The organism is Streptomyces sp. NPDC088785 (assembly GCF_044750685.1).
GTDB lineage: Bacteria > Actinomycetota > Actinomycetes > Streptomycetales > Streptomycetaceae > Streptomyces.
This window is the reverse complement of record NZ_JBIVKH010000010.1, coordinates 111,265-132,961: the sequence shown is the minus strand read 5'-3', so window position 1 is coordinate 132,961 and position 21,697 is coordinate 111,265. Positions and strand designations below refer to the sequence as shown.

The 21,697-nt window shown below is 69.7% G+C and carries 15 protein-coding genes; 7 read left to right on the top strand and 8 right to left on the bottom strand.

Annotated elements, in window-relative coordinates:
• Positions 1-151 precede the first annotated feature (151 nt).
• Entirely contained in the window at positions 152-670 is a 519-nt protein-coding gene (locus ACIP5K_RS25400; protein WP_401412974.1) for a MarR family winged helix-turn-helix transcriptional regulator, read from the bottom strand.
• Between the two features lie 112 nt (positions 671-782).
• On the opposite strand from ACIP5K_RS25400, the gene ACIP5K_RS25395 reads away from it, so the two are divergent.
• Positions 783-2,279: an MFS transporter gene (locus tag ACIP5K_RS25395; protein ID WP_401412973.1), complete on the top strand. Its 1,497-nt coding sequence runs from the start codon at positions 783-785 to the stop codon at positions 2,277-2,279.
• Between the two features lie 12 nt (positions 2,280-2,291).
• Here ACIP5K_RS25395 and ACIP5K_RS25390 read toward each other — a convergent pair whose 3' ends face one another.
• Positions 2,292-2,678, bottom strand: coding sequence for a hypothetical protein (locus tag ACIP5K_RS25390; RefSeq protein WP_401412972.1), 387 nt, complete (start codon positions 2,676-2,678; stop codon positions 2,292-2,294).
• Between the two features lie 321 nt (positions 2,679-2,999).
• Between ACIP5K_RS25390 and ACIP5K_RS25385 the strand changes: the two genes are divergently transcribed.
• The gene (locus ACIP5K_RS25385) at positions 3,000-3,572 is read left to right on the top strand and encodes a hypothetical protein (protein ID WP_401412970.1); all 573 of its coding nucleotides are present in this window, start codon (positions 3,000-3,002) and stop codon (positions 3,570-3,572) included.
• Positions 3,573-3,920: 348 nt separating this feature from the next.
• On the opposite strand, the gene ACIP5K_RS25380 is transcribed toward ACIP5K_RS25385, so the two are convergent.
• From ACIP5K_RS25380 to ACIP5K_RS25370, 3 genes are all read right to left on the bottom strand, one after another.
• Positions 3,921-4,304 carry a hypothetical protein gene (locus ACIP5K_RS25380; protein WP_401412968.1) on the bottom strand — a complete coding sequence of 128 codons (384 nt, stop codon included), beginning with the start codon at positions 4,302-4,304 and terminating at the stop codon, positions 3,921-3,923.
• 169 nt (positions 4,305-4,473) lie between these two features.
• The gene (locus tag ACIP5K_RS25375; RefSeq protein ID WP_401412966.1) at positions 4,474-5,007 is read right to left on the bottom strand and encodes an isochorismatase family protein; all 534 of its coding nucleotides are present in this window, start codon (positions 5,005-5,007) and stop codon (positions 4,474-4,476) included.
• Positions 5,008-5,037: 30 nt separating this feature from the next.
• Positions 5,038-5,817: a response regulator gene (locus tag ACIP5K_RS25370; RefSeq protein WP_401412964.1), complete on the bottom strand. Its 780-nt coding sequence runs from the start codon at positions 5,815-5,817 to the stop codon at positions 5,038-5,040.
• A 105-nt stretch (positions 5,818-5,922) separates the two neighbouring features.
• On the opposite strand from ACIP5K_RS25370, the gene ACIP5K_RS25365 reads away from it, so the two are divergent.
• Both ACIP5K_RS25365 and ACIP5K_RS25360 read left to right on the top strand, forming a co-directional pair.
• Positions 5,923-7,536 (top strand): ATP-binding protein, encoded by a 1,614-nt coding sequence (locus ACIP5K_RS25365; protein ID WP_401412963.1) that lies wholly within the window; start codon positions 5,923-5,925, stop codon positions 7,534-7,536.
• A complete protein-coding gene (locus ACIP5K_RS25360) occupies positions 7,533-8,792 on the top strand; it encodes a PP2C family protein-serine/threonine phosphatase (RefSeq protein WP_401412961.1) in 1,260 nt (419 codons plus the stop codon). Before ACIP5K_RS25365 ends, ACIP5K_RS25360 begins: the two co-directional genes overlap by 4 nt.
• A 74-nt stretch (positions 8,793-8,866) precedes the next feature.
• Here the strand turns inward: ACIP5K_RS25360 and ACIP5K_RS25355 are convergent, their stop codons facing one another.
• Complete coding sequence (locus ACIP5K_RS25355) at positions 8,867-9,637, bottom strand: SDR family oxidoreductase (RefSeq protein WP_401412959.1); 771 nt, start codon at positions 9,635-9,637, stop codon at positions 8,867-8,869.
• An 83-nt stretch (positions 9,638-9,720) separates the two neighbouring features.
• Here ACIP5K_RS25355 and ACIP5K_RS25350 point away from each other — a divergent pair, with 83 nt between their 5' ends.
• Positions 9,721-10,047 (top strand): sigma factor, encoded by a 327-nt coding sequence (locus ACIP5K_RS25350; RefSeq protein WP_401412958.1) that lies wholly within the window; start codon positions 9,721-9,723, stop codon positions 10,045-10,047.
• On the opposite strand, the gene ACIP5K_RS25345 is transcribed toward ACIP5K_RS25350, so the two are convergent.
• Entirely contained in the window at positions 10,014-10,499 is a 486-nt protein-coding gene (locus ACIP5K_RS25345) for a MarR family winged helix-turn-helix transcriptional regulator (RefSeq protein WP_401412956.1), read from the bottom strand. The two genes, ACIP5K_RS25350 and ACIP5K_RS25345, sit on opposite strands and share 34 nt — an antisense overlap.
• A 1,067-nt stretch (positions 10,500-11,566) precedes the next feature.
• Here ACIP5K_RS25345 and ACIP5K_RS25340 point away from each other — a divergent pair.
• Together ACIP5K_RS25340 and ACIP5K_RS25335 are read left to right on the top strand one after the other, a co-directional pair.
• On the top strand, positions 11,567-13,888 hold the full coding sequence (locus ACIP5K_RS25340; protein WP_401412954.1) for a hypothetical protein: 2,322 nt from the start codon (positions 11,567-11,569) through the stop codon (positions 13,886-13,888).
• A gap of 79 nt (positions 13,889-13,967) precedes the next feature.
• Entirely contained in the window at positions 13,968-20,069 is a 6,102-nt protein-coding gene (locus ACIP5K_RS25335) for a hypothetical protein (RefSeq protein ID WP_401412952.1), read from the top strand.
• A gap of 432 nt (positions 20,070-20,501) precedes the next feature.
• Here ACIP5K_RS25335 and ACIP5K_RS25330 read toward each other — a convergent pair whose 3' ends face one another.
• The gene (locus ACIP5K_RS25330) at positions 20,502-21,641 is read right to left on the bottom strand and encodes a magnesium and cobalt transport protein CorA (protein WP_401412950.1); all 1,140 of its coding nucleotides are present in this window, start codon (positions 21,639-21,641) and stop codon (positions 20,502-20,504) included.
• Positions 21,642-21,697 lie beyond the last annotated feature (56 nt).

Genomic DNA, 21,697 nt, shown 5'->3' with positions numbered 1-21,697 from the left:
CCCCGGCGCCCCGAACCCGTACCCACACCCGCACCCGCACCCGCACCCGCACCCGCACCCCACGACGGTGCCACCCGGTCGAGCCGGAGGGCGCCGTCGTCCGCTGTCCGCCGGCGTTCGCCGGTTCGTGCGTCCGCGCCGGACCCGGGACTCAGCGGGGTGCGACGTCGCCGGGGGAGTACGGTGCCGTCGCGGCCCGCTCCGTGAGGTGGGCGTCCACCGTCGCGTTCAGGTCCGCCATGAACGACTCGAAGCGGGCGAGGAGTTCCGGCGGATAGTGCGCCATCGCGGTGTCGAGGCGAGCGGCGAGCGGGCCGAAGAACTCGTCCGCCCGGTCCTGGATGTGCGCGCCGCTGCGCAGCGTGATCACGCGCCGGTCGGAGTGCTCCCGGCTGCGGGCGACGTGCCCCCCGGCCTCCAGCCGGTTCAGCAGGGCGGTGGTGGCGCTCGTGGACAGGGAGATGCGCTCGCTCAGCCGCGCCGGTGACAGCGGCGTGCCGCGCTCCTCGGCGGCGGCGATCTCCAGCACGGCGGTCGCGTCGGTGGAGTGCAGGCCGAGCCAGGAGGCGAAGCGTCTGCTGAGTTCGGCGTAGTGGCCGCCGTAGATCCGCAGCCCTTCCATCAGCCGCTCACGCTGCGCCGCGACGTCGTCGCGCACCGCTTCCTCCATCGGGTCACGCCACCTTTCTCGCCCGCCGCACGTCCGCGCCGACGGCCTTTGACAACCTACCGCCACCAAACTAACTTCACCGTGGAACTATTCCACGATGGAGGTATCAGGCATGCGTGATCCGTCCCCCGCGCCCGACGGGACCGCCCGACCCCAGCGATGGCGGTGGCTGATCCTGGCGGTGATGATCGTCGCGGAGCTCATGGACCTCCTCGACGCGTCGATCGTCAACGTCGCCGGGCCGGCGCTGGAGGAGTCGCTCGGCGCGAGCTCCGTCGGCCTCCAGTGGGTGATCGGCGGCTACGCCCTCACGCTGGGGGCCGGACTCGTCCTCGGCGGCCGCCTCGGCGACCGCTACGGGCGCCGCCGCATGTTCCTGACCGGCCTGGCCGCCTTCACCCTCTGTTCCCTGCTCTGCGCGACGGCGCCGGACATCTCGTCCCTCATCGTCTTCCGGCTGATGCAGGGCGCCGCGGGGGCGGTGCTCCTGCCGCAGGGCCTCGGCCTGCTGCGCGAGAACTTCTCCGGGCCCGAACTCACCAGGGTCTTCGCGATCTTCGGGCCCGTCCTCGGACTCGGCGGCATCATCGGTCCGGTCCTCGGCGGCTTCCTCATCGAGGGCGACTTCTTCGGCCTGGGCTGGCGCTCCGTCTTCCTGATCAACCTGCCCATCGGCCTCACCGCGCTGGCCGTCGCCGCCGTGTTCGTCCCCAGGAAGCCGGGCGACCGCGCGGTGCGGGTCGACCTGCCCGGCGCGGCCCTGGTCGCACTCGCGTGCGCCCTGCTGGTGCTGCCCCTCAACCAGGGCCAGGAGAACGGCTGGCCGCTGTGGACCTGGCTGTGCCTGGCCGCCTCCGCGATCGGATTCGCCCTCTTCGCCGTGCAGCAGCGCCGCACGGCCGCGGCGGGCCGGGAACCGCTGGTCACCCCCGGCCTGCTGCGCAAGCCCGCCTTCACCGTCGGACTCGGCGGCATCGCCCTGTTCTTCGGCGGCCTGGTCGGCACCCAGCTGGTCCTGACCCTCTTCCTCCAGATCGGCCGGCACTTCACCGCCGCGGACGCGGGGCTCGGCAACCTGCCGCTCGCCATCGGCACCGCGATCGGCGGAGCCGTCAGCGGCGCCTTCCTCGCCGACCGGATCGGCCGCAAGGTGCTCCAGATCGGCCCGCTGATCCAGCTGGCCGGAGCGGCCGTCCTCTGGACCGAACTGGACGGCCTCGACTCCGCTTCGTTCTCGATCTGGGACATCGCCCCCGGCATCACGGTGGCGGGCGTCGGCGCGGGCATGGTGATCGCCGCCCTGTTCGGCTTCGTCCTCGCCGCGGTCGACGACGACGAGATCGGCTCCGCCTCCGGCGTGCTGTCGGCCGTGCAGGCGGTCGGCGGCTCCCTCGGCGTCGCGGTCTTCGGATCCGTGTTCTTCGCCCGGGCGGAGACCGGCGCCTTCGCCGGCGGCTTCCAGCGCGCACTGATCGTCCAGGCGTGCCTGCTGGTGGCCTTCCTCGCGATCACCTTCCTGCTGCCCGGGCGGGCGCGCCCGGAGGACGAGCAGAACGGCATCGCCGCCGACCCGGCCGACCCCGCCGACACGCCCCGCGCGGCCGTGTGATCCCGGCCGGTCTCAGGGGGACCGGTCGGCCTGTTCGGACCGGCGGGTCCGCGCCACCTCGTCGTCGATGAGGTGCTGTTCGCGGGCGTCGGCGGCGTCGGCGCGGCGCAGTGCCGCGTCGGTGCGGTCCAGTTCGGCCGCGGAGTTCTCCAGGGCGACGCGCGAGCGCTCCAGCGCCTCGTGGGCGCGGCGGCGCGGAGTGCGGGCGGGGGTGCCGGCGATCCGGTGCCGCCGGTCCAGCTTCTCCTCCGCCGCGTCGAGGCGCCGCTCACGCTCGTCGGCCAGCAGTTCGCGTGCGTCGGCGCGCTCGTCGCGCCGGTCGGCGAGCGCGTCCCGCCGGTCCGCGACCTCGTCCCGGCCCACGGGCTGCTTCTCCTGCCCAGGATCTCCTCGGCCCATGTCCCCAGTGTGCCTCCGGCGGCCCCGGACACCAAGGAGTGCTCCGCGATCCCGCGCCATCCCGCACGGGCCCGCGCCGAGACGCCGGCGGCGGACGGCTGGCTAAGGGGCCGGTCCGCCCCTAGGGTGAGCGGGGAGCCCGAGACCCCGGTGACCGATCGCCCGGTCCGACCGACCGGCCCGTCATGGCGTGGCGTACGGGCTCGTCATCGAGCACGAGCCGCGGGTCCCCCTGCCGGAGAGCAGGGAACACCGCACGTCCTCGCGCATGGTCGACGTCGCACCGTCGGAACCGGAGCACCTTCCAACCGAAGGATCGTCATGCCAGAACGCAACACGTTCCTGCGCAGTGCACATGATGTCGGGCTCGCCGCCTGGTTCGGCGGCTCCCTCATGGGGGCGGTCGGAGTCAACGGCGCGGCCCGTGAGGAAGGAGTCACCGAAGTCGGCACGGCCCGGATCGCCTCAGTGGGCTGGGCGAAGTGGGCGCCCATGGGTGTCGCCGCCATCGGCGCCCATCTCGTGGGCGGAGCAGGCCTGTTGGCCGCCAATCAGGCGCGCGTCCGCGGCCAGAAGGGCGTCGCGGGAGCCACCGCGGCCAAGACCGCCCTGACCGGAGCGGCGCTCGGCGCCACGGCGTACACGCGTGTGCTCGGCAAGAAGATCGACCTCGCGTCCACGGAGAAGCGGGAGGACCAGGAGACGGCCGAGGAGATCCCGGTCGGTGTGGAGCAGGCGAAGCGGCAGCTGGCCGCGATGCAGTGGGCGGTCCCGGCCCTGACCGCGGGCCTGCTCGTCCTCAACGCCCTCCAGGGCGAGCAGCAGCGCCCCTCCCAGCAGACGGCGGGCGCCCTGCGCAAGGCTCTGGCGCAGATGGGCCGGCAGAACACGTGACCCGCGCGCCGGGCCCGCACACGAGCCGCCACCACCTCGTCGCCGTCGCGCTCGGCCGGTAGGGCCCACCCGAGGCGACCGGCCACCGGGTACGGGTGCGGGTCGGCGACGTCCCCGTACGTGAGGGCTCCGGCGCCCGGGGCCCGTACCTCACGGACGGTCCCCTCCGTCGCGGCGGGCCACGCCACGACGTGCTCGCGGGCCGACCCCGGCCCGCGAGCACGTCGACCCGATGGTCGCGGGCCGACGGCGGCCCGCGAGCACGTCGACCCGATGGTCGCGGGCCGACGGCGGACGCCGATCGGGGCACCGGCCTCCGGGTGACCGCACCCGGCGCCCCGAGGGCGGTCACCTCTCCAGCAACCCCCACCAGCCGGGGCGCGCGGCCCGCAACTGGTGCACGGGCTCCGGCAGATCCAGCAGCGATCCGGTGCCGCTGCGCAGCTGCTCGTAGGCGCCGGTGAGCCGCGGGCGGGCGCGCACCCCGATCGCGTCCTCCAGTTCGGCCGTGGTGTGCGTGGCGAGCAGCCGGCCCAGCTGGACGGCGGCGCGCAGGCGGGCGGCGACGGCCTCGTTGCGGCGCCGCTGCCCGGTCGTGACGAGGCGGTCCCGTACGGGCTGTCGGGGATGCGGCGCGCGCAGCTGGTCGAGGGCGGAGGTGGCGGTGGGTCCGGACGCGGCGGCGAGGCGCAGGGCGGAGCCGGCGGATGGGGTCTCATCGTGTTCGCTCATGGCTGTTCAACGACACAGCCCCGCGCGCGCAATGCACTCGCGGGCGACTTGAGGCTCATGCGTACGTCGACCGCTGTTCGAGCCGGGCCCGAGCGGGACCGCGGAGCCGGCGGACGCGGGGGCGCGGCGCCCGGCGGCGCGGTGGTCGGGGCGAGGGCCGTGCGGCGGGTCAGGGCGACGACGGCGCGGCGGCCAGGGCCAGTTCACCGACGGCCGCGACGGTGCCGAACCGCGGAAGGTCGAGCGTGACGGCCGCCTCGTGCTCCGGCGCGGTCAGGGCGGTCAGGGCGTCCTCCGCGAACACCAGCTCGTAACCGTGATCGCTCGCGGCCCGCGCCGTCGACTCCACCCCCATGTTCGTGGCGATCCCGCCGAGGACGAGCGTGCCGGCGCCGAGCGAGCGCAGCAGCTCGTCCAGGCCGGTTCCGTGGAAAGCGCCCACCGTCCGCTTGACCACCACGTGGTCCGCGACGGCCGCCACGTCCGGGTGCAGCCCGCTGCCCGCCGGCTGCTCGTCCACCCCCGGCCGGTCCACGCGCACCGCGATCACGGGCGCACCCGCGGCGGCGAACCGCCCCGCGAGCAGCAGGGCGGCGCGCAGCACGGCGTCACCGGTGCGCGGGCCCAGGGGCAGCCCGATGACACGCGGCATGAGGTCGACCAGCAGGAGAGCGGTGCGGCGGGGGTCCAGGGTGATCGTCATGCGCGCACCCTACGGTCGCCCCGGCCGGGCTCAGAGGCGGGGGCGCGTCGCGGTGTCGAGGTAGAAGGCGTCGATGCTCTGCACGGCCTCTTCGAACTGTTCGAGGTTGACGGGCTTGGTCACGTAGGCGTTCGCGTGGCTGCTGTACGCGTCGTGGACGTCGTCCGGCGCGGTGGAGGTGGTGAGCACGACCACGGGGATGGCCTGGAGGTCCTTGTCGCCCTTCAGGACCTTCAGGAGCTCGCGGCCGTTCATGCGGGGCATGTTGAGGTCCAGGACGATGAGGTCGGGGCGCGGCGTGCCGGGGGCGCGCAGGTGCTCCAGGGCGGCGACCCCGTCCGTCACCTGTACGAGGTTGCGGGCGCCGCGCTCGCCGAGGGCTTCCTGGATGAGCATGGCGTCGGCGACGTCGTCCTCGACGAGCAGGACGTCGAAGGGGCGGGAGGGGGTCGTCGTCATCATGGAGGGCTCCGTCGGTCTTTCGGGGGAGTGGTGGAACAGGCCCGGCCAGCGGCGCCGGGCGCCCTGGCGGGTCAGCCCGCAGGCTTCGCCGATCTGGGGGTAGCCGGCACCCGCACGCGCGGCGTTCTCCGCAGCGGTCTGCTGGAGCCGTTCCGCGGCCTGCTGGACATGGCTGAGGAGGTAGAGCGCGGCCAGGGCCCGGGCGGCGGCGTCGTCCGCCGGGGATGCCGAAGCCTCGGGCAGGCGCAGTTCGTCCACCAGGCGCCGCGCGAGGTCCGCGACTTCCACGTCCGCCATGGCAGCCGTCTCCTGCGAGGAGACCCGCAGTTCGAAGTTGCTTCCTGGCATGGGCCGTACTGTAGGGGCCCGCACCGGCCCGCGACAACAACAGTTGTCAACCTTTACAGTGTCACCGCCGCGCCCTCTGCGCGCGGGAGGCCGACGAGGAGTGCGATGACTGCCGGTGGGGGACGGGGACGGGCGCGCGGGCGCGGCCTGCCCTCTTGGACGACGCAGCGCTGGCTGCGCGTCGGCGTGGGCCTGTCCCTCGCCGTGCTGGCCGTGCTGGGCGCCGTGGGAGGCGCCGTCCTCTACCGCACCGGCACCCTCAGCAAGGAACTCGTCGATGTGCGCTCTCCCGCGTTGACCGCGTCCGTGCGCCTCGAATCCGCCGTCCTCAACCAGGAGACCGGGATCCGGGGATACGGGCTCACCGGCGTGGCGGCGTTCAAGGCCCCCTACGCCGCCGGTCTGACCGAGCAGCGGACGAACGTTGCACGCCTCTCGGAGCTGCTGCACGCCGACCGCGCCCGCCTGGACGACCTGAAGGCGGTGGAGGCCGCGCTGCTGCGCTGGCAGGAGCGCTTCGCCCGGCCGATCGCCGCCACGCCCCCGGGCTCCCCGTCACCGCTGGCCACCGGGCGCGCCGCCGAGGGCAAGAAGGCGTTCGACGCGCTCCGCGTCGCCATGGACCGCCAGCAGGAGCGGCTGCGCGCCGACCGGGCCCGCGCACGGGCCCACCTGATGTCCACCATGGTGCTGCGGAACTGGGTGTTCAGCGCCATCGCCGTGCTCATCCTCGCCCTGGCCGCCCTCGTCTTCGAAGGGCTGCGCCGCGGCATCACCAGGCCCCTGAACCGGCTGGGCGCGGACGCGCGCACGATCGCGAACGGCGACTTCGAACACCCCATCGACCCGACGGGCCCCGCGGACCTGCGCCGGCTCAGCGCCGAGATCGACTCCATGCGCCGGCGTCTCGTCCGGGAACTCGCCTTCAGCGAAGAGGCCCGCCACCTGCTGGACGCGCAGACCGCGGAGCTCCAGCGCAGCAACGCCGAGCTGGAGCAGTTCGCCTACGTCGCCTCCCACGACCTCCAGGAGCCGCTGCGCAAGATCTCCAGCTTCACCCAGCTCCTCCAGCGCCGCTACGGCGGCCGGCTCGACGAACGCGCCGACCAGTACATCGACTTCGCCGTCGACGGCGCGAACCGCATGCAGACCCTCATCAACGCCCTGCTGGACTTCTCCCGCGTGGGACGGCTGCACAACGCCCAGGAGAGCGTCGACCTGGCGGAGGTCCTCGGCCAGACCCTCTCCTCGCTGAGCGTCGCCACCGAGGAGTCGCGGGCCACGGTCACCCACGACGCGCTGCCCACCCTGATCGCCGACCCCGTGCAGATGGGCATGCTCTGGCAGAACCTCATCGGCAACGCCATCAAGTTCCGCCGCCCCCAGCAGCCGCCGGTCATCCACATCGGTGCCGAACGCGCGGGCGAGGCATGGCGGTTCACCGTCACGGACAACGGGATCGGCATCGACCCCGAGTACGCCGAGCGGGTCTTCGTCATCTTCCAGCGGCTGCACACGAAGGACGCCTATCCCGGCAGCGGCATCGGCCTCGCCATGTGCAAGAAGATCGTCGAGGCCCACGGCGGCACCATCGCCATCGACACCGCCCACACGGCCGGCACCCGCATCACCTTCACCCTGGCACCCGAACCGGCGGACCCGACCGCGCCCACCGACCCGCCCCGCACGGAACCGGCCGACGCCGGAGCGGTGCGATGACCACCAGCGGCACCCGCGACCGGAACGCCGCCCCCGGCGAGCCCTCGTACCGCATCCTCCTGATCGAGGACGACCCGGGCGACGCCCTGCTGGTGGAGGAACTCCTGCACGACACGGGACTGCCGAGCACCCTGATCACCACGACCACGCTGGCCGGGGCGCGCGCCGAGCTCGCGGCCGGCCCCGTCGACTGCATCCTCCTCGACCTGCACCTGCCCGACGCCTTCGGCACCGACGCCGTCACGGCCGTACGGGCGGCCGCCCCGCACACCGCCGTCATCGTCCTGACCGGGCTGTCCGAGAAACAGGCCGGCCCCGAAGCCATGGCCGCCGGCGCGCAGGACTACCTCGTCAAGGGCACGGTCGAGGCCGAACTGCTCCACCGCACCGTGCGCTACGCCGTCTACCGCAGCCAGACCGAACGCGCGGGCGCCGAGGCACAGGCGGCCCGCCTGCGAACGGCGGAGAACGCCCGCCTGGAACGCGGCCTGCTCCCGCAGCCCCTCCTCACCACCTCCGCCGTACAGGTCACCACGCGCTACCTGCCGAGCGCCGCCATGGCCCTGCTCGGCGGCGACTTCCTCGACGTCGTCGAGGACCACCACGGAGCCCTGCACGCCGTGGTCGGCGACGTCAGCGGACACGGGCCCGACGCCGCCGCCCTCGGCGTCTGCCTGCGCATCGCCTGGCGCTCCCTCGTCCTGGCCGGCCACCGGGGCGACGACCTCCTGAGCCTGATGGAACGCCTCCTGGTCGCCGAACGGGGCGAGCACCCGCTGTTCGCCACCTGCGCCCTGGTGACCCTCGCCCGGAACACCGCCACCCTCCACCTGGCGGGACACGACGCACCCCTGCTCACCACCCCCGGGGGCACGACCGAACTCCCCGCCCGCTACGGCATCGCCCTCGGCATCGCCGACGGCCCGCACACCTGGCCGGCGACGGTCGTCGACCTGCCGCCCACCGGGGCGCTCACCCTGTACACGGACGGCCTCACCGAAGGCCACGACGGCGGCGAGGGCACCCGGCTCGGCGTCGACGGACTCCTGCGCCTCATCGCGCAACTCCCGCCCGCGCAGCCCGGCGCCCACCTGGACCGGCTGATCGAGAGGACCAACGCCCTCGACGCCGGCCGACACACCGACGACCTCGCCGTCCTCCGCCTCGACTGGACGGCCCCTGTTGCGGCCCCGAGGTCGACGATTCGGCGAAGCGTGAGGGAGACGGTATGCACTCCCGAGGGCGGGAAGCATTGACCTGACCTTGGTCTCCGATCGTGGTGCTGCTGCGGGACCGCCCGATGTGGCGAGGGTCGACGGGGCAGGACCGCTCAGGCAACCCGTCCCGTCAGGAACGCCTCCCAGGTCCGCTCGCCGTGCGCGGCCTGCGGCGACGCGAGGTTCACGCCGTCGCGGTAGGCGCGACCGGCCTTCCCGGGCATCCGCATCCCCAGGACAGGACGCCGACGCCCGGCGGCGTCCAGGTAGGAGCGGACCACGTCGTCCATCGTGTACACCTTCGGCCCGGCCAACTCGGCGACGAGACCGGCCGGTTCGCCCAAGGTCAGCTCGACCAGGCGCTGCGCGACGTCGCGGACGTCGACCGGCTCCAGACGCATCCCGGGCGCAGGGACGAAGGGCAGCTTGGCCATCTTGGCGACCATCTGGTGCACCAGGTCGTGGAACTGGGCGGCCCGCAGCATCGTCCACGCGATGCCCGACCCCGTGATCGCCTCCTCCGCCGCGCGCTGCGTCGCGAACCAGGCCATCGGCATCCGGTCCGCGCCGATCACCGAGATGTGCACGAGGTGGCGCACCCCCGCCTGGCAGGCCGCCGTGACGAGGTGCTCCGCCACCACGTCGTCGCCCTTGGCGCCACCGGCCAGGTGCAGCACCGTGTCCACCCCGGCGAGCGCCGCGGCGACGCCCTCGCCGGTCATCAGGTCACCGGTGACGTAGCTGATCCCGTCGGCGTCCGGGTGCGCGCTGCGGCTGAGCACGCGCAGCGGACGGGCCGGCGCCGCCGTGCGCAGCAGCGGCAGCACGTGGCGGCCGAGCGTTCCGGTGCCGCCGGTGACCAGGATCGTGGCGTCAGCAGTCATGGTGTACCCCTCAGTTGATCGTTCGTGTGGCGTGCGCGTGCTGTTCTGCTGCTCTGACGCGCCGCCGTGGGGGAATGTGACAGATGAACGAGGAAAATTTCGGAGCGCGCCTCGGGGCGGAGGCCTTCGAGGCGCACCACCCGCACCTGCGGGCCGTCACCCACCGCAGGCTCGGCTCCCTCGCGGAAGCCGAGAGCGCGGTGCAGGAGACCTGGGTGCACGCCTGCGCCGCCGATGCCGGGGACGTGCGCAACACCGGTCCGCTGCCGGTGTGGATTCGGAACCGCGCCTATCGTCTCGTCCTGCTTCAGGGGCCCGACGAACCGGCTCTTTCGCGAGAGGCCGCGCAGAACGACCGGGGGGTCGCCGATCCGCATCAGTGGTGCCAGGCGTCACCGTGCACGTTGTAGATCATGCGTTGCAGGACCTTGAGGGCGCGGACGTACTCCTCGTCCGGAATGCCCTCGTGCACCTGGCGGCGCAGCTGCGTCTGCCGTGCCGCCGCCCGGGAGTACAGTTCCGCGCCCGACTCGGTCCGCAGCAGGTGCCCGTCCGCGTCCTGGGAGACCAGGCCCCGGGCGACGAGGCCGTCGATGTCGCCCGGCAGGTCATCGCCGGGGCCCGGGTAGTAGCCGAGGAATGCGGTCAGTTCCGCGCGGTGCCAGCCCTGTGGGCGCTCACTGAGCTGGTGCAGGACCCACCAGGCGGGCTGGGTCAGGCCGAGGGCGCCGAGCGCGGTCCTGATGTTCTGGACGACGGCCTGCCCGGCCGCGTTGGCCCAGTAGCCGATGGGCTGGGTGATGAGGCCGGCATCGTCGTGGGAGGGGTTGAAGGGCGCCGAGGTGCCGCTCGAAGTGGTCACGCGAGGACCGTAGAAGCTCAACTCGACTTGAGGTCAAGCACCTTGGAGGGGGGAGCGGACAGGTCGCGCTGCGCTATGCTGACACTTAATTGAACATGTTCAAAAAAGGGGGATGTCTTGGGCGCCGGGTTGGTTCTCGTATGGCCGGTCCTCTTCGTTTACGCGGCTGCCATGGGAGGGCTCAGCATTGCTGTCGGCGCGAAGTCGACTCCGCGCGTCGGGTGGCTGCTTGCCCTCTGCACGGTGGGGCTGCCCTTCGCGTGGTGCTGCGTTTCCTGGGTCGTGCCCCTGTGGCGGGGCGGCGCGTAGGCGACTCCTCCCTGGCGGGGCATCGGCGTGTGCGCCCTGTAAGGAGACGAGCACGCCCTTGGCCACGTCGCGGCGGGCGCCGCCACCGCCAGGGAAGTCACCCTTGGCTCTGCGCTGCTGGCGCTCTGCCAACTGGGTGCCCGCGCGGCGGCCCGCGCCCCTGGCCGATGCACTCACAACACCCGAACATCGCGGCAAAGCCCCGGCGGCGATCGCCCAGTCGCTCGGCCCCTGCCCTCAGGGGCGCCTTGTGCTGCCTGAGGCGCTGTGCTGGAGCCCGTGGGAGCAGGTGGTGAAGAGATCGCCGATGTGGTTTCGGAACTCTCGGTCGTGGATTTGGCAGACGGGGTCGCTGCTGTGGCACCGGAGGTAGCCGAAGGGGCGGGTTAGGTGAAAACTGCGATGCCATCGCTGCTGCGGATCGACAGCAGCATCTCGCCGCCAGCTCATCGGTCTCTTTGAACAGAGGGGCGGGCTCAGCTACGAGATGAAGGGTGGCGAGGTCTACGAGACGTACGGGACGGGGGTTTAGGACTATGGGACTCCTGGAGGCATCAGGCCTGAGCCATGGGGACAAACTCGAGGCCCTGGCAGAGAGTTACTCGCCGCCGGAGCAGTGCCAACACGCTCGGATGTTCGTCATGGGTCGCAGTCGACCATCGCTAGGTGAAAGTGCTTCCGGAATGTGCTGAGTTCACATAACCTGCGGAGATTACTGCACGTCAGACCGCAGCGGCCCGAAGCGCGGCGGAGGTGTCATGGGTGGGGACCCGCATGTTCCAGCGACGGTTTACGAACGTGATCTGCAGGAGGCGTCATTGACGCCTCGCGACAGAGCGCAGGTACCTGACCCGTATGGTGAACGGGCTCTGCTGACCGCTGCCATGACGAAGGGCTACGACGCCGTACCCGACGAAGAACGGCGCCGGTTACAGCGCTATCTCGAGGCGGTCGTGGCAGTTCGCCCGGCACCCGTGCACACCACCGTTGCCTTCAACGCCGTGTATTTCGGATACGACCTCGGCGGTGAAGGTTACGGCGGTAGTCCGCTCTGCCTTGACGATTTCCCAGTGATCACCTTTGGGGAGTGCGCCCCCGTACTCCCCGTGGGCGCGATGGTGCGTGTTGCCACCGGATCTGATCCGTTGTACGCGGAGATCGTCTATCGGGAGGGCGCCCACCCCGCGATGGGCGCCCTCGGGGACGTACCGGCTTGGGTGTCGGGGGCGCCTGCAGGTGCTGAGGGTTCTGGGAAGCAGGGAGGGGGCCTCACGCCTCGGCGAAGAGAGCTCTTGGTCCCGGATCTCCATGCCTTTGGCTCAGCTCTGAGCCTGTCATCGACCCAGCTTCACCGCTTACGCACCCGTCGACGCTGGATCAACGAGGACGGACACGTTCTCGTCGATGTCCGCTACCCGTCCCCAGAAGCAGCCAGACGAGATGACCTGACAGCCTACGCGGATCATCTCCTGACGACAGCACGAAAGCAGCTGCTCAGCCCCTTAGTCCCTGTGTCCCTTGCTGTACTGGCGGGAAGCACCCACGACGGTGACCTGCGGGCCGGGCTTCTCGGGCTCCTCGCCACGATAAAGGGCGTCCTCAACTCCACCGCCTCCCTGCGCACATGGGGTGACTACACCATGACCCGGACGTCCCTCGCGGATTGCTGGCGGGACGCCGGGCCGCTGGGCGGCGATGACCTCAGGTCGCTTGCCGCGTCCGTCGAACGCGCCGCCATGCCGGTGAAGCGCCGACGTGGCCCCACAGCGCCGGTATCTGTGTATACAGCGGTTGGACCACGGCTTCGCGGATTTCCTGGGGCCAAGGAACTGCTCAAGGGCGTGGGGTATGCGGCAGCGGTGTGCCGGGCGAATGTAGCGCTTGCCGACGTCGTGCACGGAGACAGCGATCAGGGCCTGTTTGACAGCGGCTCCCGGATCACGCTTGACGACGCCTTCGAAGGTGGAGGCGTGTGGCGGTCCCACCATCCCGGTGACGCCGAGGCGACCGATGACCCCCTGGCCCCGGTCGGACGCGGCTGGAGGTCCACGTTCCCCGCGCAGTCGGAGCCGGATCCGGGCACAGACCTGGAGGCGGTCGATCTGCCGCTGACCGACGACACGTCCCTCAGCAACTGCGAGCTTCTGCGGAGCGGCGCGCAGGAGGTCGTCTGGCGCACGCCTCTCAGGTTGACTCACCTCATCGACGGTTGGCTCCCTTTGCATACCTCCGTCGTGGAGGAACTCCATCGGTCTCACTGTGCACGTCCCACGATGCGCCTCGAACTCGACCATGCCGGCGAGGTTTTGAACGAGAACGAGGCGGTGCAGGATGTCACCCCCGAACTCGGCGACGACTTGGCCCGGGTGGCCGGGATCGTCTGGCCTCGCAGCTTCTTCCCCGGCCTGATGCTCGAGTTGCGCTGGCTCCGCGACAGCTCGGTGATACACCTTGCCACGACGCGACTCGCGGAACGTGTAAAGGTCGGCGACCGTGAGACCGTGCACTATTACGACGCTCGAGTGCTTACCAGAGAAGACGCTCCGGGAAGTGATCGTCACGGCGACAGCGCTGCCGGGCTCGGCCCCCGGCAGCTGGTGATGCGCACCGTGCGCCGTTGCGGCCTGCTCACTCTGGACGGGCATGCTCTGATGGACCGTTCGGTCCTGCCGAGTGCAGTTTATGGGCGCCGCCCGGCCCGGTCACAGGTAGCTGCCCTGGAGTCGGCTGTCGTGGAACTGCTCGCGGAACGGCTCCTTGAACCGGACCTCGGCAGTCGGGACGCCTGGGGGCAGCCGCACTTCCCACCACTCTCGGGCCAGGTCACCATCCCCCTCATCGCTTACCGCCCGGCCCGGCCGCGGGTGATACGTCCCTGGGGTGGCACCGAACTCGGCTCTGAGGAGCTTCGGGGGGTCCAATTGGTTCCCGGTCACCTGCGCCGCCTGCGACCCGGCTCCTCGCCCAGCGACGTTCAGCGCATGGCCTTTCGGGAGCACTGCCGCAGGCTAGGCAAGGCGGACGGCTGGGAACTTCCCGACGGATACACGTTCGTCACTGAACACACGCGCGGACGCTGATCCAGCACGGTCCTCTGGCCTCTGCGGGGCCGTTCATCGTCCCTCCTTCGTCTTGTTCACAGAAACGGAGTACGTGTATATGCACGACCGCTATCACATCGTCGCGGGGCCGTCGGTGTCCCCGGAGAACGAATTAGCGCAGGACCTCGAGGAACTGGTTGCTGCGCTCAATGCCCTGGACCATCCGGCCATCACTGCCCTGAACGACTTCACAGTCGACATGGTGGAACTGGCTTTCAACTCCCTACGCCCCAAGGGACGACAGGAGTTGCTCGGTAGCCTGGGCATTCGCATGGCGGCCCCGCGGCGGGTGAGCCGCGCGCTCTGCCAGGACGTTCTCGTCCGGCTGCGGCGCGAAGCGCGGCAGCACTCCTGCATCTGTGGAATCAAACGACTCACGGTCACCGTGAAGAATCAGGTAGGCAACTTCGTTTTTGCGCAGGGTGGCGAGACGGTGCCCGACCCCGTTACCCGATGGGGCGCAACCCTCGTCCGGGCCACTGTGTTCGCGTGGTGCAACGCCTCCGTCGGTGACGCCCGCATCCTTGCTTGGGCGGCGGACCATGACTGGCTCGCGGTCACAGCCAGCGACAAAGAGAAGGCTGAGCTCGCCGCCGTCGCAGCCGCAGCGCGGTCCCTCGTGGCGGCCACCCCTGAGTACGCCATCAGCGCATCGGAAGACGACGAGCCGCCGCCTGCGAGCAACGGAAAGCCTTTGAGTGTCGGCGCCGACGCTGAGCAACCGGACACGAAGACCCCCGCTCCCGACCTTGTGTCACCTCACCGAGGGGTCTCTCACCAGCTGACTGCCGCGGAGCCCAACAGCGCCCGGACCGACGCGAGTACGGATCCGGAGGCCGCCTGCCGACAGCTGGAGTCGGACCTTGAACAAGCCCAGGAGGCCGCGAGAAAGGTCTCCCGTGCTGTCGTGGACGGCTGTCCTCCGCAGGGCGAGGACCTGGCCTTCTTGGCCTCGTTGGGCGCCGCCTTTGACAGGGTCGACAGAGTGCTCCGCACGGCGGGGGTCCGGGGGGTGCCCCTCCGCTTGGAGGAATTGAAGCGCGCATCACGCGAGCACCGGGTTGTGCGTGAGCGTGATCTCGAAGCGCGAGAGGCGCTGCGAGAACTGCTGGATGTCGCCTCACAGCCGAACGGCTCTGCCGCCGCCGGCGCTGCCGCCGAAGCCGTGCGCGATGCTGCTAACAGCCTCTTGGGCACGCAGATCTGGGAGGAGCGGCAACGTGAAGAGAGTGCTGCCCTGGCTGCTTTGGCCCGGATCATCAGGCTGGGACGGCAGGCGGATGCCGCAACGGAAATCCTGACTTTGCAGGAGCAGGTCGTGCGGGTGCTGCCCACGTGCGCCATGGCGGTAGTTATGGCACCTGACCTGACACTGACGGCGTCCGAGAGCGTCGGCTACGAACCCACCGGAGCCCAGGCAGACGGCAGCACCGAGTCTGCTGCCGCCGAATCGACCGCGGAGTTCCAGGCTGTAGAGCCGACGGACCAGACGGAGGAGACCGCCAGCCGTTCCACCGAGGAGACAGCGGCTCCCCCTGCCCCCCAACCGGAATCCGCCGCGCCCGCCCAGACCACGCCCACGAATCAGGTCCGTGGCACAGACCTAGCAGTTATACCCGGCGTCTCCACCAACCGGGCATCCCGCACGGGTCGGGAAGAGCCTGTGCCTGCGCCCACCCTCCCCACAATCAGTCCCACTGAAGATGTATCCGTCCGAGAAGCCGCCCTAACCACGGGTGACGACACTCAAGAGGCTTCAGCCGAGCGAGCTTTGGCGCAGCTGGTCGTGGAAGGGCGCTTTGGGCTCGCACACCACTTGGCGAGGGCGGTCGGACACCCCAAGGCCCAAGTGGTGGCGCTTCGCCTAGCCGGTGCTGCCGCCCTGCTCACCCCCGGTGACACCCAGGGCGCCCGACTGACGGCTGACCTACTTCAGGAGTACGGCGGATACGCTGGCCAGGACACCGAGGCCAGCGAACTCCTCCTGCTGCCAGCACTGCTGCGCACCGCGCTGATCACCGGCGATCACACGGCAGGCGCTCAACTCAAAGCGCTGGTGCCACGGCTCCCGGAACGCCTGGGCGGGGCGGCGACAGCAGTTGCCGACCGGGCCCTGAGCGGCGCCCTGATGATGGCTTCCCCTCTGGTTGCCGATGCCACAGAAAACGAGCTGAGGTTGCGGGAGTTGCGCGATCAGTGCCATACCCTGCTCGCGCCGCAGAGGTTGCGGTTCGCGCGGGCTACGGAGATCGCCAAGCGTTGGCTGGCCCCCGACGGGGGGATGCTTGGATCTCTCCTCATGGCCGTGGCCGACGACAACCGTGACGTGATGTCGCATGTCTGCGAGCAAACGGAGCGCCTTTCGAAACTGGCAGAGGTCAACAACGAGATCGACCGCATGGACCGCAAGCACCGCTCGTCCAGCGGCAAGCCACTGCAAGGCTCCGGGCGCCACGACTTGGTGCAGCTCGTGGATCGAGTCGTGGGCCTTGCGAAGGAGTGGTGCCTGGTGGTCGACGGCACCCGCCGAAGCGACCGATCAGACGGCTATCGAGCGGCTAAGGAGATCTCCTCTCTGCGCCAGTCCTTGCTGGAGGGCAGAGAAGCGATTCTGGGCGACCTGGAGCAGCTGGCGCCGCGCTCGGACGCCGTCGCTTCCGCGACGGCCTGGTCGGCATGTGCCTTGATGGAGGAACTGTTTGCGATGCTGGCCGGCGACGCCGAGGCAAGACGTGTCGGCGGATCGTCCAGCCCCGAGGAAATGCTTGATGCGGAACTGCTGAAGGTGTGCGACACCCGTGAAGAGCATCCGCCCCTTGACGAGTTGCTGACCGCGGTCGACCGAAGCTGGCAAGACGCTCTCGACGAGCGACTCGCCCACGATGCCTTCAATGCGGTTCGAAGTATCGCTGAGCTGGCCAGACGAGGGCTGCTGCCTGCCGTCCGGGTCGGAGAATTCGTCCCACCCACGGACGCTGAGATCGAGGACCGGGAGGCTGCGAGGCGCACGAAGCTGCGGGAGATACGCATAGAACTGGCCGCTGAGTTGCACCGAGCGCAGGCCGACGGCGCCGTGACCGAAGACCAGGATCTGGGCCTTCAGGAGCTGCTGGCCGATGCCCAGAACCGCCTCGAAGGCGCGGACCGGCACGACCTGCTGGCCGTGAGGCGCGCGCTGGATACCGTACGGAGCAACCTGCCAGCATTCCGCCAACAAGCGTCTGCTCGGATCCGTGCCCGGCTTGACGCCCTGGACCCCACCGCGGAGGAACGGGTCCAGGTGCTGCGGCGCTTGGAGACGAACGATTTGGCCACCGCTGCCGACCTCGTCTACTTCCTGGAGATCGGCGAACCCGTCCCGGAGATCGAGGGAGGCGAGTCCCACCTGCCGGACTTCTTCCCGGCGGTGCCCGACGGACTGCCTGGAGGTATCGACGCCGGCCTCGTCGAGCTAGTCCGTACCGGCGGCAAGCATCCTATGCTTCCTGTTTTGGACTACGGAGGGCTCTCCAACGACGAGGCGGCACTCGCGGCCGAACTTCTCAACGAGTGGCGCGCCTTGGCCGCCGCTGAGCGGAATGAGCGACTCCAAGTGGCTCCGACAAAGCAGGTGCCGCCGCTCCTCAAACTCCTCGGCTATGACGCCATGAGTGCCAGGTCGCTTGACGATCGCTCCCAGCACCGCCGGGAGTATCGCCTTTTCGAAGCAACCGGGGTGGAGATCAACGGTAGGGCGAAGGCGCCCGCGTTCGGCTCGCAGATCAGGGAACAGGGAGCCAACCTGCGAGTGATGATGGTTTGGGGCAGACCGCCTGCCAAGCTCGTCATGAGCTGGGCAGAGCGAGACACGAGCGATGCGAGCCTCCTCGTGGTCTACTTCGGCACCCTCAGCCGTGAGGCGCGCGTTGAACTAGCTGTCGGAACGAGTAAATTGCAGCCGCTGCTGGTTGTGGACGACGCTGCCCTCGCCTACTTCGCCGCTCGGGGAAATCGACAGGTAAGCACCGCCACTCAGACGTTGTTGCCTTTCTCTGGAGTCAACCCGTACATCAGGGAGAAGCGCGGCCGTATAGGCGGCGAGATGTTTTATGGCCGTGATGCCGAACGTAAGAGCATCCTCGACCCGCGCGGCACGCAGGTCATCTACGGTGGCCGGGGGCTCGGTAAGTCGGCACTGCTCGCCGACGCTGGGGAACGGTTCACGGAGCAGCGCCCCGGTTACCACCAGGCCGTGTACGTAAATCTCGACCAAGAGAACATCGGTAAAGGCAGCTCGTTCGGTCCTGGGATGCTGTGGAGCGTCCTGAAGCGGGAGCTGACTGAGGCGGAAGTGCTCGACGACCGGCCGCAGGGACGCGGGAAACGGCAGAAGACCTCCGAGCAGGTGCGCCTCGGTATCCGCACTTGGCTGGAGGGAGATTCACGCCGCCGATTGCTGATCCTGCTCGACGAGTGCGACCAGTTCTTCGAGGCCGATGCCCCCCGCTTCGACCAGACCAAGATGCTTAAGGGCCTCGGATCCGATACCAAGGACCGAGCCAAGGTCGTCTTCGCCGGACTGCACTCCGTGCAGCGCTTCTCTAAACTCGCGAGTAACGGGCCGTTCGGGCACCTCGCGCAGACTCCGAAGGTTATCGGTCCGCTGGCTCCCCAGTCTGCGGCCGAGCTGCTGGTCGAACCTATGAGGGCGCTAGGGTTCGAGTTCAAGGACCTGGATCTCGTCAACCGGGTCCTCGGCTACTGCTCCTATCAGCCGTTTCTGCTCCAGATGTTCGGGCACCGGTTGGTGGAGCTGATGCACCGAAAGCGGGCACGGCGTGGAGTTGAGGGACCTCCCTACGAGGTAGAAGTGGCCGACATCGAGTTCGTGGAATCGGACGCCGCACTCAGAGATGGCATCTCGGCGGCCTTCAAAGACACGCTGAGCCTCGACCATCGCTACGACGTGATCGCCAACGTGCTGGCGTACCAAGCCCGCCATCACGGTTTGGAGATGCGGCTGAGCGACACCGAGCTGCGCGAGGAGTGCGAGACGTACTGGCGCAAGGGGTTTGAACAGCTTGACACCGAAGGCTTCCGCGCCTATCTATCCGAGATGGTCGGCCTCGGTATTCTCGCGCCCAATCACGACGGTTTGGGCTGGCATCTACGCGGTCCCAACGCCCTGCGCATGATCGGAACCTCCCATGAAGTGGAGGCCCGCCTGCTCAGAGCCGAACAAGACTGTGAACTCCAGGAAAGCATCGTGCAGGAAGGCCGTCCCGAGCTGCCCGAGGGCCAGCCGGCTCCGCTGACCAACACGCAGCTTGACGACCTGCTGGGAGAGCGATCCAATCGGATCAGAGTCGTCCTTGGCACAACCGCCACCGGAGTCAATGACGTTGCTCGGACCTTGCGCACGATCGCCGGACCGATCGATGGCTGGACACTACCGCCCGTCGGCAGGCCCAGCGTCTACAAGCAGGCGCTCATTGGTGGACGCCCCCGCGAACGGCGCGTCGTCATCAGTGACTTCGTCAACTACCGGGAGCCGGTGCGGCCTGAAACCTGCCGTGAGGCCGTCGATCTTGCTGAGACGATGCTGCCCGTAACCCCAGGAGTCACCCGCGCGGCTGTGCTCGTCACCGATGCCACACAGCTGGCCCTGTGGCGCCCCTTGCTGACAGGGAGCGAATCCACATCGGCCGCTCCGGTGGTGCTGCGGCGTCATGACCGCCGGAGCCTGCACGGCTGGGCTCAGCGTGTCAACATGTTCCACACGGAAGACCGCCTGGACCGTCTCCGCGAGCTGACCGGCGGCTGGCCGCTCCTGGTCGGCCGAGCGCATCGCCTACACGGCGAGCTGGGCGATCCTGACGAGGTGTTGCGCCGCATGGCGGAAATCCGCACGGACAGGGCAGAGGCTCGCGCTTTCGCCGAGGCGACCGGGGTGTACGCGAATTCGCTGCTTGCTGTCGGATATCAGGCCCTCAACGACGAGTTCGAGGACGACTTATTCGATCTTGAGGGAGCGGTGACTGCGGTAGCGCTCAAGATCGATGACGAGGACGAGGCGCGGTGGATCGTCAGCTGCCTTGATGCCCTTCAAGTATTCGACCGCGAGAACACCCACTTGCGCCTGGAGCCGCTGTTGCGCCAGTGCGTGGCGCTCTGCGCCTGACAAAGTGTGGCACTAGTCCGGCCGCCCGCATTTCCGGGTGGCCGGACGCCTTTCACTTCCTTGCCTGAACCGGCAGCTTCCCTGCGGCCTCCCGGGCGAGCCCTCATGTCATCGATGTCCACGTGGGCATCCCGTGCGCGCGGCCTCTCGTCCGGGCCGACTAGCAAGCATGGGTCCTGCCACTGTCCGTGATCTGCTGAGCGGTTGGCGCAGCGTCCGAGGAGGCTGTTGGAGGAGCAAGGGCAAGGCCGATGTCGTGTATTTTCCCCAGCGCCGGAGGGGGGAAAGGACTGGTCAGAGCTCTATCGGGGGCAGGGAGATGAGGTCACCCGTATCACTTCTCCCCAAGGGCTCCCCAGGGCCGATTCGGAGCCGATCTGTGACCGATGTGAGAGCAAAGGCCAGAGAGGAGCTTGGCTCGGCAGTAAGTGCTCAGAGCCAGTCCCGTCGCTTGAAAATCACGTACAAACTGCCACAAACAATCCCCATCAGACCGATTGCAAAGGGGTATCCGAGGCTCCAGCCCAGTTCCGGCATGTTCTCGAAGTTCATCCCATAGATCGTCCCCACCAGCGTCGGCGCGAACAGAATGGCCGCCCACGACGAGATCTTCTTGATCTCCTCGTTCTGCTCGAAACCCGCCTCCGCCAGCGCCCGCATCTCCGCGTTCTGCTGCTGGGTCACCAGGGTCGCGTTCACCGTCAGGATGTCGGTCAGGGCCTGGCGGAAGCCGTCCACGCGTTCGCTGGTGTGGGTGACGTGGTCGGCGACGTCGCGCAGGTAGCTCTGGAGTTCCTCGTCCGTGCCGTACTTGGCGAAGCCCGCCATCAGGCCGTGCAGCATGCCCACCAGGGGGCGGGTGGCGCGCTGGAACTCGACCATTTCGCGGGAGAGTTCGTAGATGCGGCGGGAGACCTCGGGGGCGCCGGAGAAGACCTCCGTCTCGATCTCGTCGATGTCGTTCTGGACGCCGTCCACCACCGGCGCGTAGCCGTCGACGACCGCGTCGAGGATCGCGTACAGGATCGCCTCGGGGCCGAGCTTGAGCAGGTCGGGGGACTGCTCCATGCGGCGGCGCACCGCCGACAGGTCCGGGGCCGCGCCGTGCCGGACCGTGATCACGAAGTCCGAGCCGACGAACACGTGCAGCTCGCCGAAGTCGACCTCCTCGGCGGCGTCGAGGTAGCGGGCCGCGCTCAGGACGACGAACAGCGTTTCGCCGTACCGCTCCAGCTTCGGCCGCTGATGCGCCTCCAGCGCGTCCTCGACGGCCAGTTCGTGCAGGTCGAACTCGGCCGCCAGCGACTTGAGTTCCGTCTCCGTGGGACGGGCCAGACCGATCCACGCCGTCGTGTCCGGCTTCTCGCGCAACTGGCGGTACGTGTCCGTGAGCGACGCGGGGCTCGCGACCCGCACCCCGTCCCGGTACAGGGCGGCATGCACCACGCTGTCGGGCGGCACGTCCGGCGCGGCGGCCGGTTCCGTCCCGGGCGCGGACGGGGGTCCCGCCGGCGGGCGGGGGTCCGTGCCCCGGCGCCAGGTGTAGCGGCGTCCCTCCTGCCGTCGCGGCATCGCCGCCTCCTTCCGCGGTCGGGATGGGTCCCAGGCAGCGTAACCAGCGGAGCCCC

Coding starts and splice junctions, on each gene's coding strand:
- ACIP5K_RS25400 (WP_401412974.1), bottom strand. CDS start 670: ATGGAGGAAGCGGTGCGCGACGACGTCGCGGCGCAGCGTGAGCGGCTG.
- ACIP5K_RS25395 (WP_401412973.1), top strand. CDS start 783: ATGCGTGATCCGTCCCCCGCGCCCGACGGGACCGCCCGACCCCAGCGA.
- ACIP5K_RS25390 (WP_401412972.1), bottom strand. CDS start 2,678: ATGGGCCGAGGAGATCCTGGGCAGGAGAAGCAGCCCGTGGGCCGGGAC.
- ACIP5K_RS25385 (WP_401412970.1), top strand. CDS start 3,000: ATGCCAGAACGCAACACGTTCCTGCGCAGTGCACATGATGTCGGGCTC.
- ACIP5K_RS25380 (WP_401412968.1), bottom strand. CDS start 4,304: ATGAGCGAACACGATGAGACCCCATCCGCCGGCTCCGCCCTGCGCCTC.
- ACIP5K_RS25375 (WP_401412966.1), bottom strand. CDS start 5,007: ATGACGATCACCCTGGACCCCCGCCGCACCGCTCTCCTGCTGGTCGAC.
- ACIP5K_RS25370 (WP_401412964.1), bottom strand. CDS start 5,817: ATGCCAGGAAGCAACTTCGAACTGCGGGTCTCCTCGCAGGAGACGGCT.
- ACIP5K_RS25365 (WP_401412963.1), top strand. CDS start 5,923: ATGACTGCCGGTGGGGGACGGGGACGGGCGCGCGGGCGCGGCCTGCCC.
- ACIP5K_RS25360 (WP_401412961.1), top strand. CDS start 7,533: ATGACCACCAGCGGCACCCGCGACCGGAACGCCGCCCCCGGCGAGCCC.
- ACIP5K_RS25355 (WP_401412959.1), bottom strand. CDS start 9,637: ATGACTGCTGACGCCACGATCCTGGTCACCGGCGGCACCGGAACGCTC.
- ACIP5K_RS25350 (WP_401412958.1), top strand. CDS start 9,721: ATGAACGAGGAAAATTTCGGAGCGCGCCTCGGGGCGGAGGCCTTCGAG.
- ACIP5K_RS25340 (WP_401412954.1), top strand. CDS start 11,567: ATGGGTGGGGACCCGCATGTTCCAGCGACGGTTTACGAACGTGATCTG.
- ACIP5K_RS25335 (WP_401412952.1), top strand. CDS start 13,968: ATGCACGACCGCTATCACATCGTCGCGGGGCCGTCGGTGTCCCCGGAG.
- ACIP5K_RS25330 (WP_401412950.1), bottom strand. CDS start 21,641: ATGCCGCGACGGCAGGAGGGACGCCGCTACACCTGGCGCCGGGGCACG.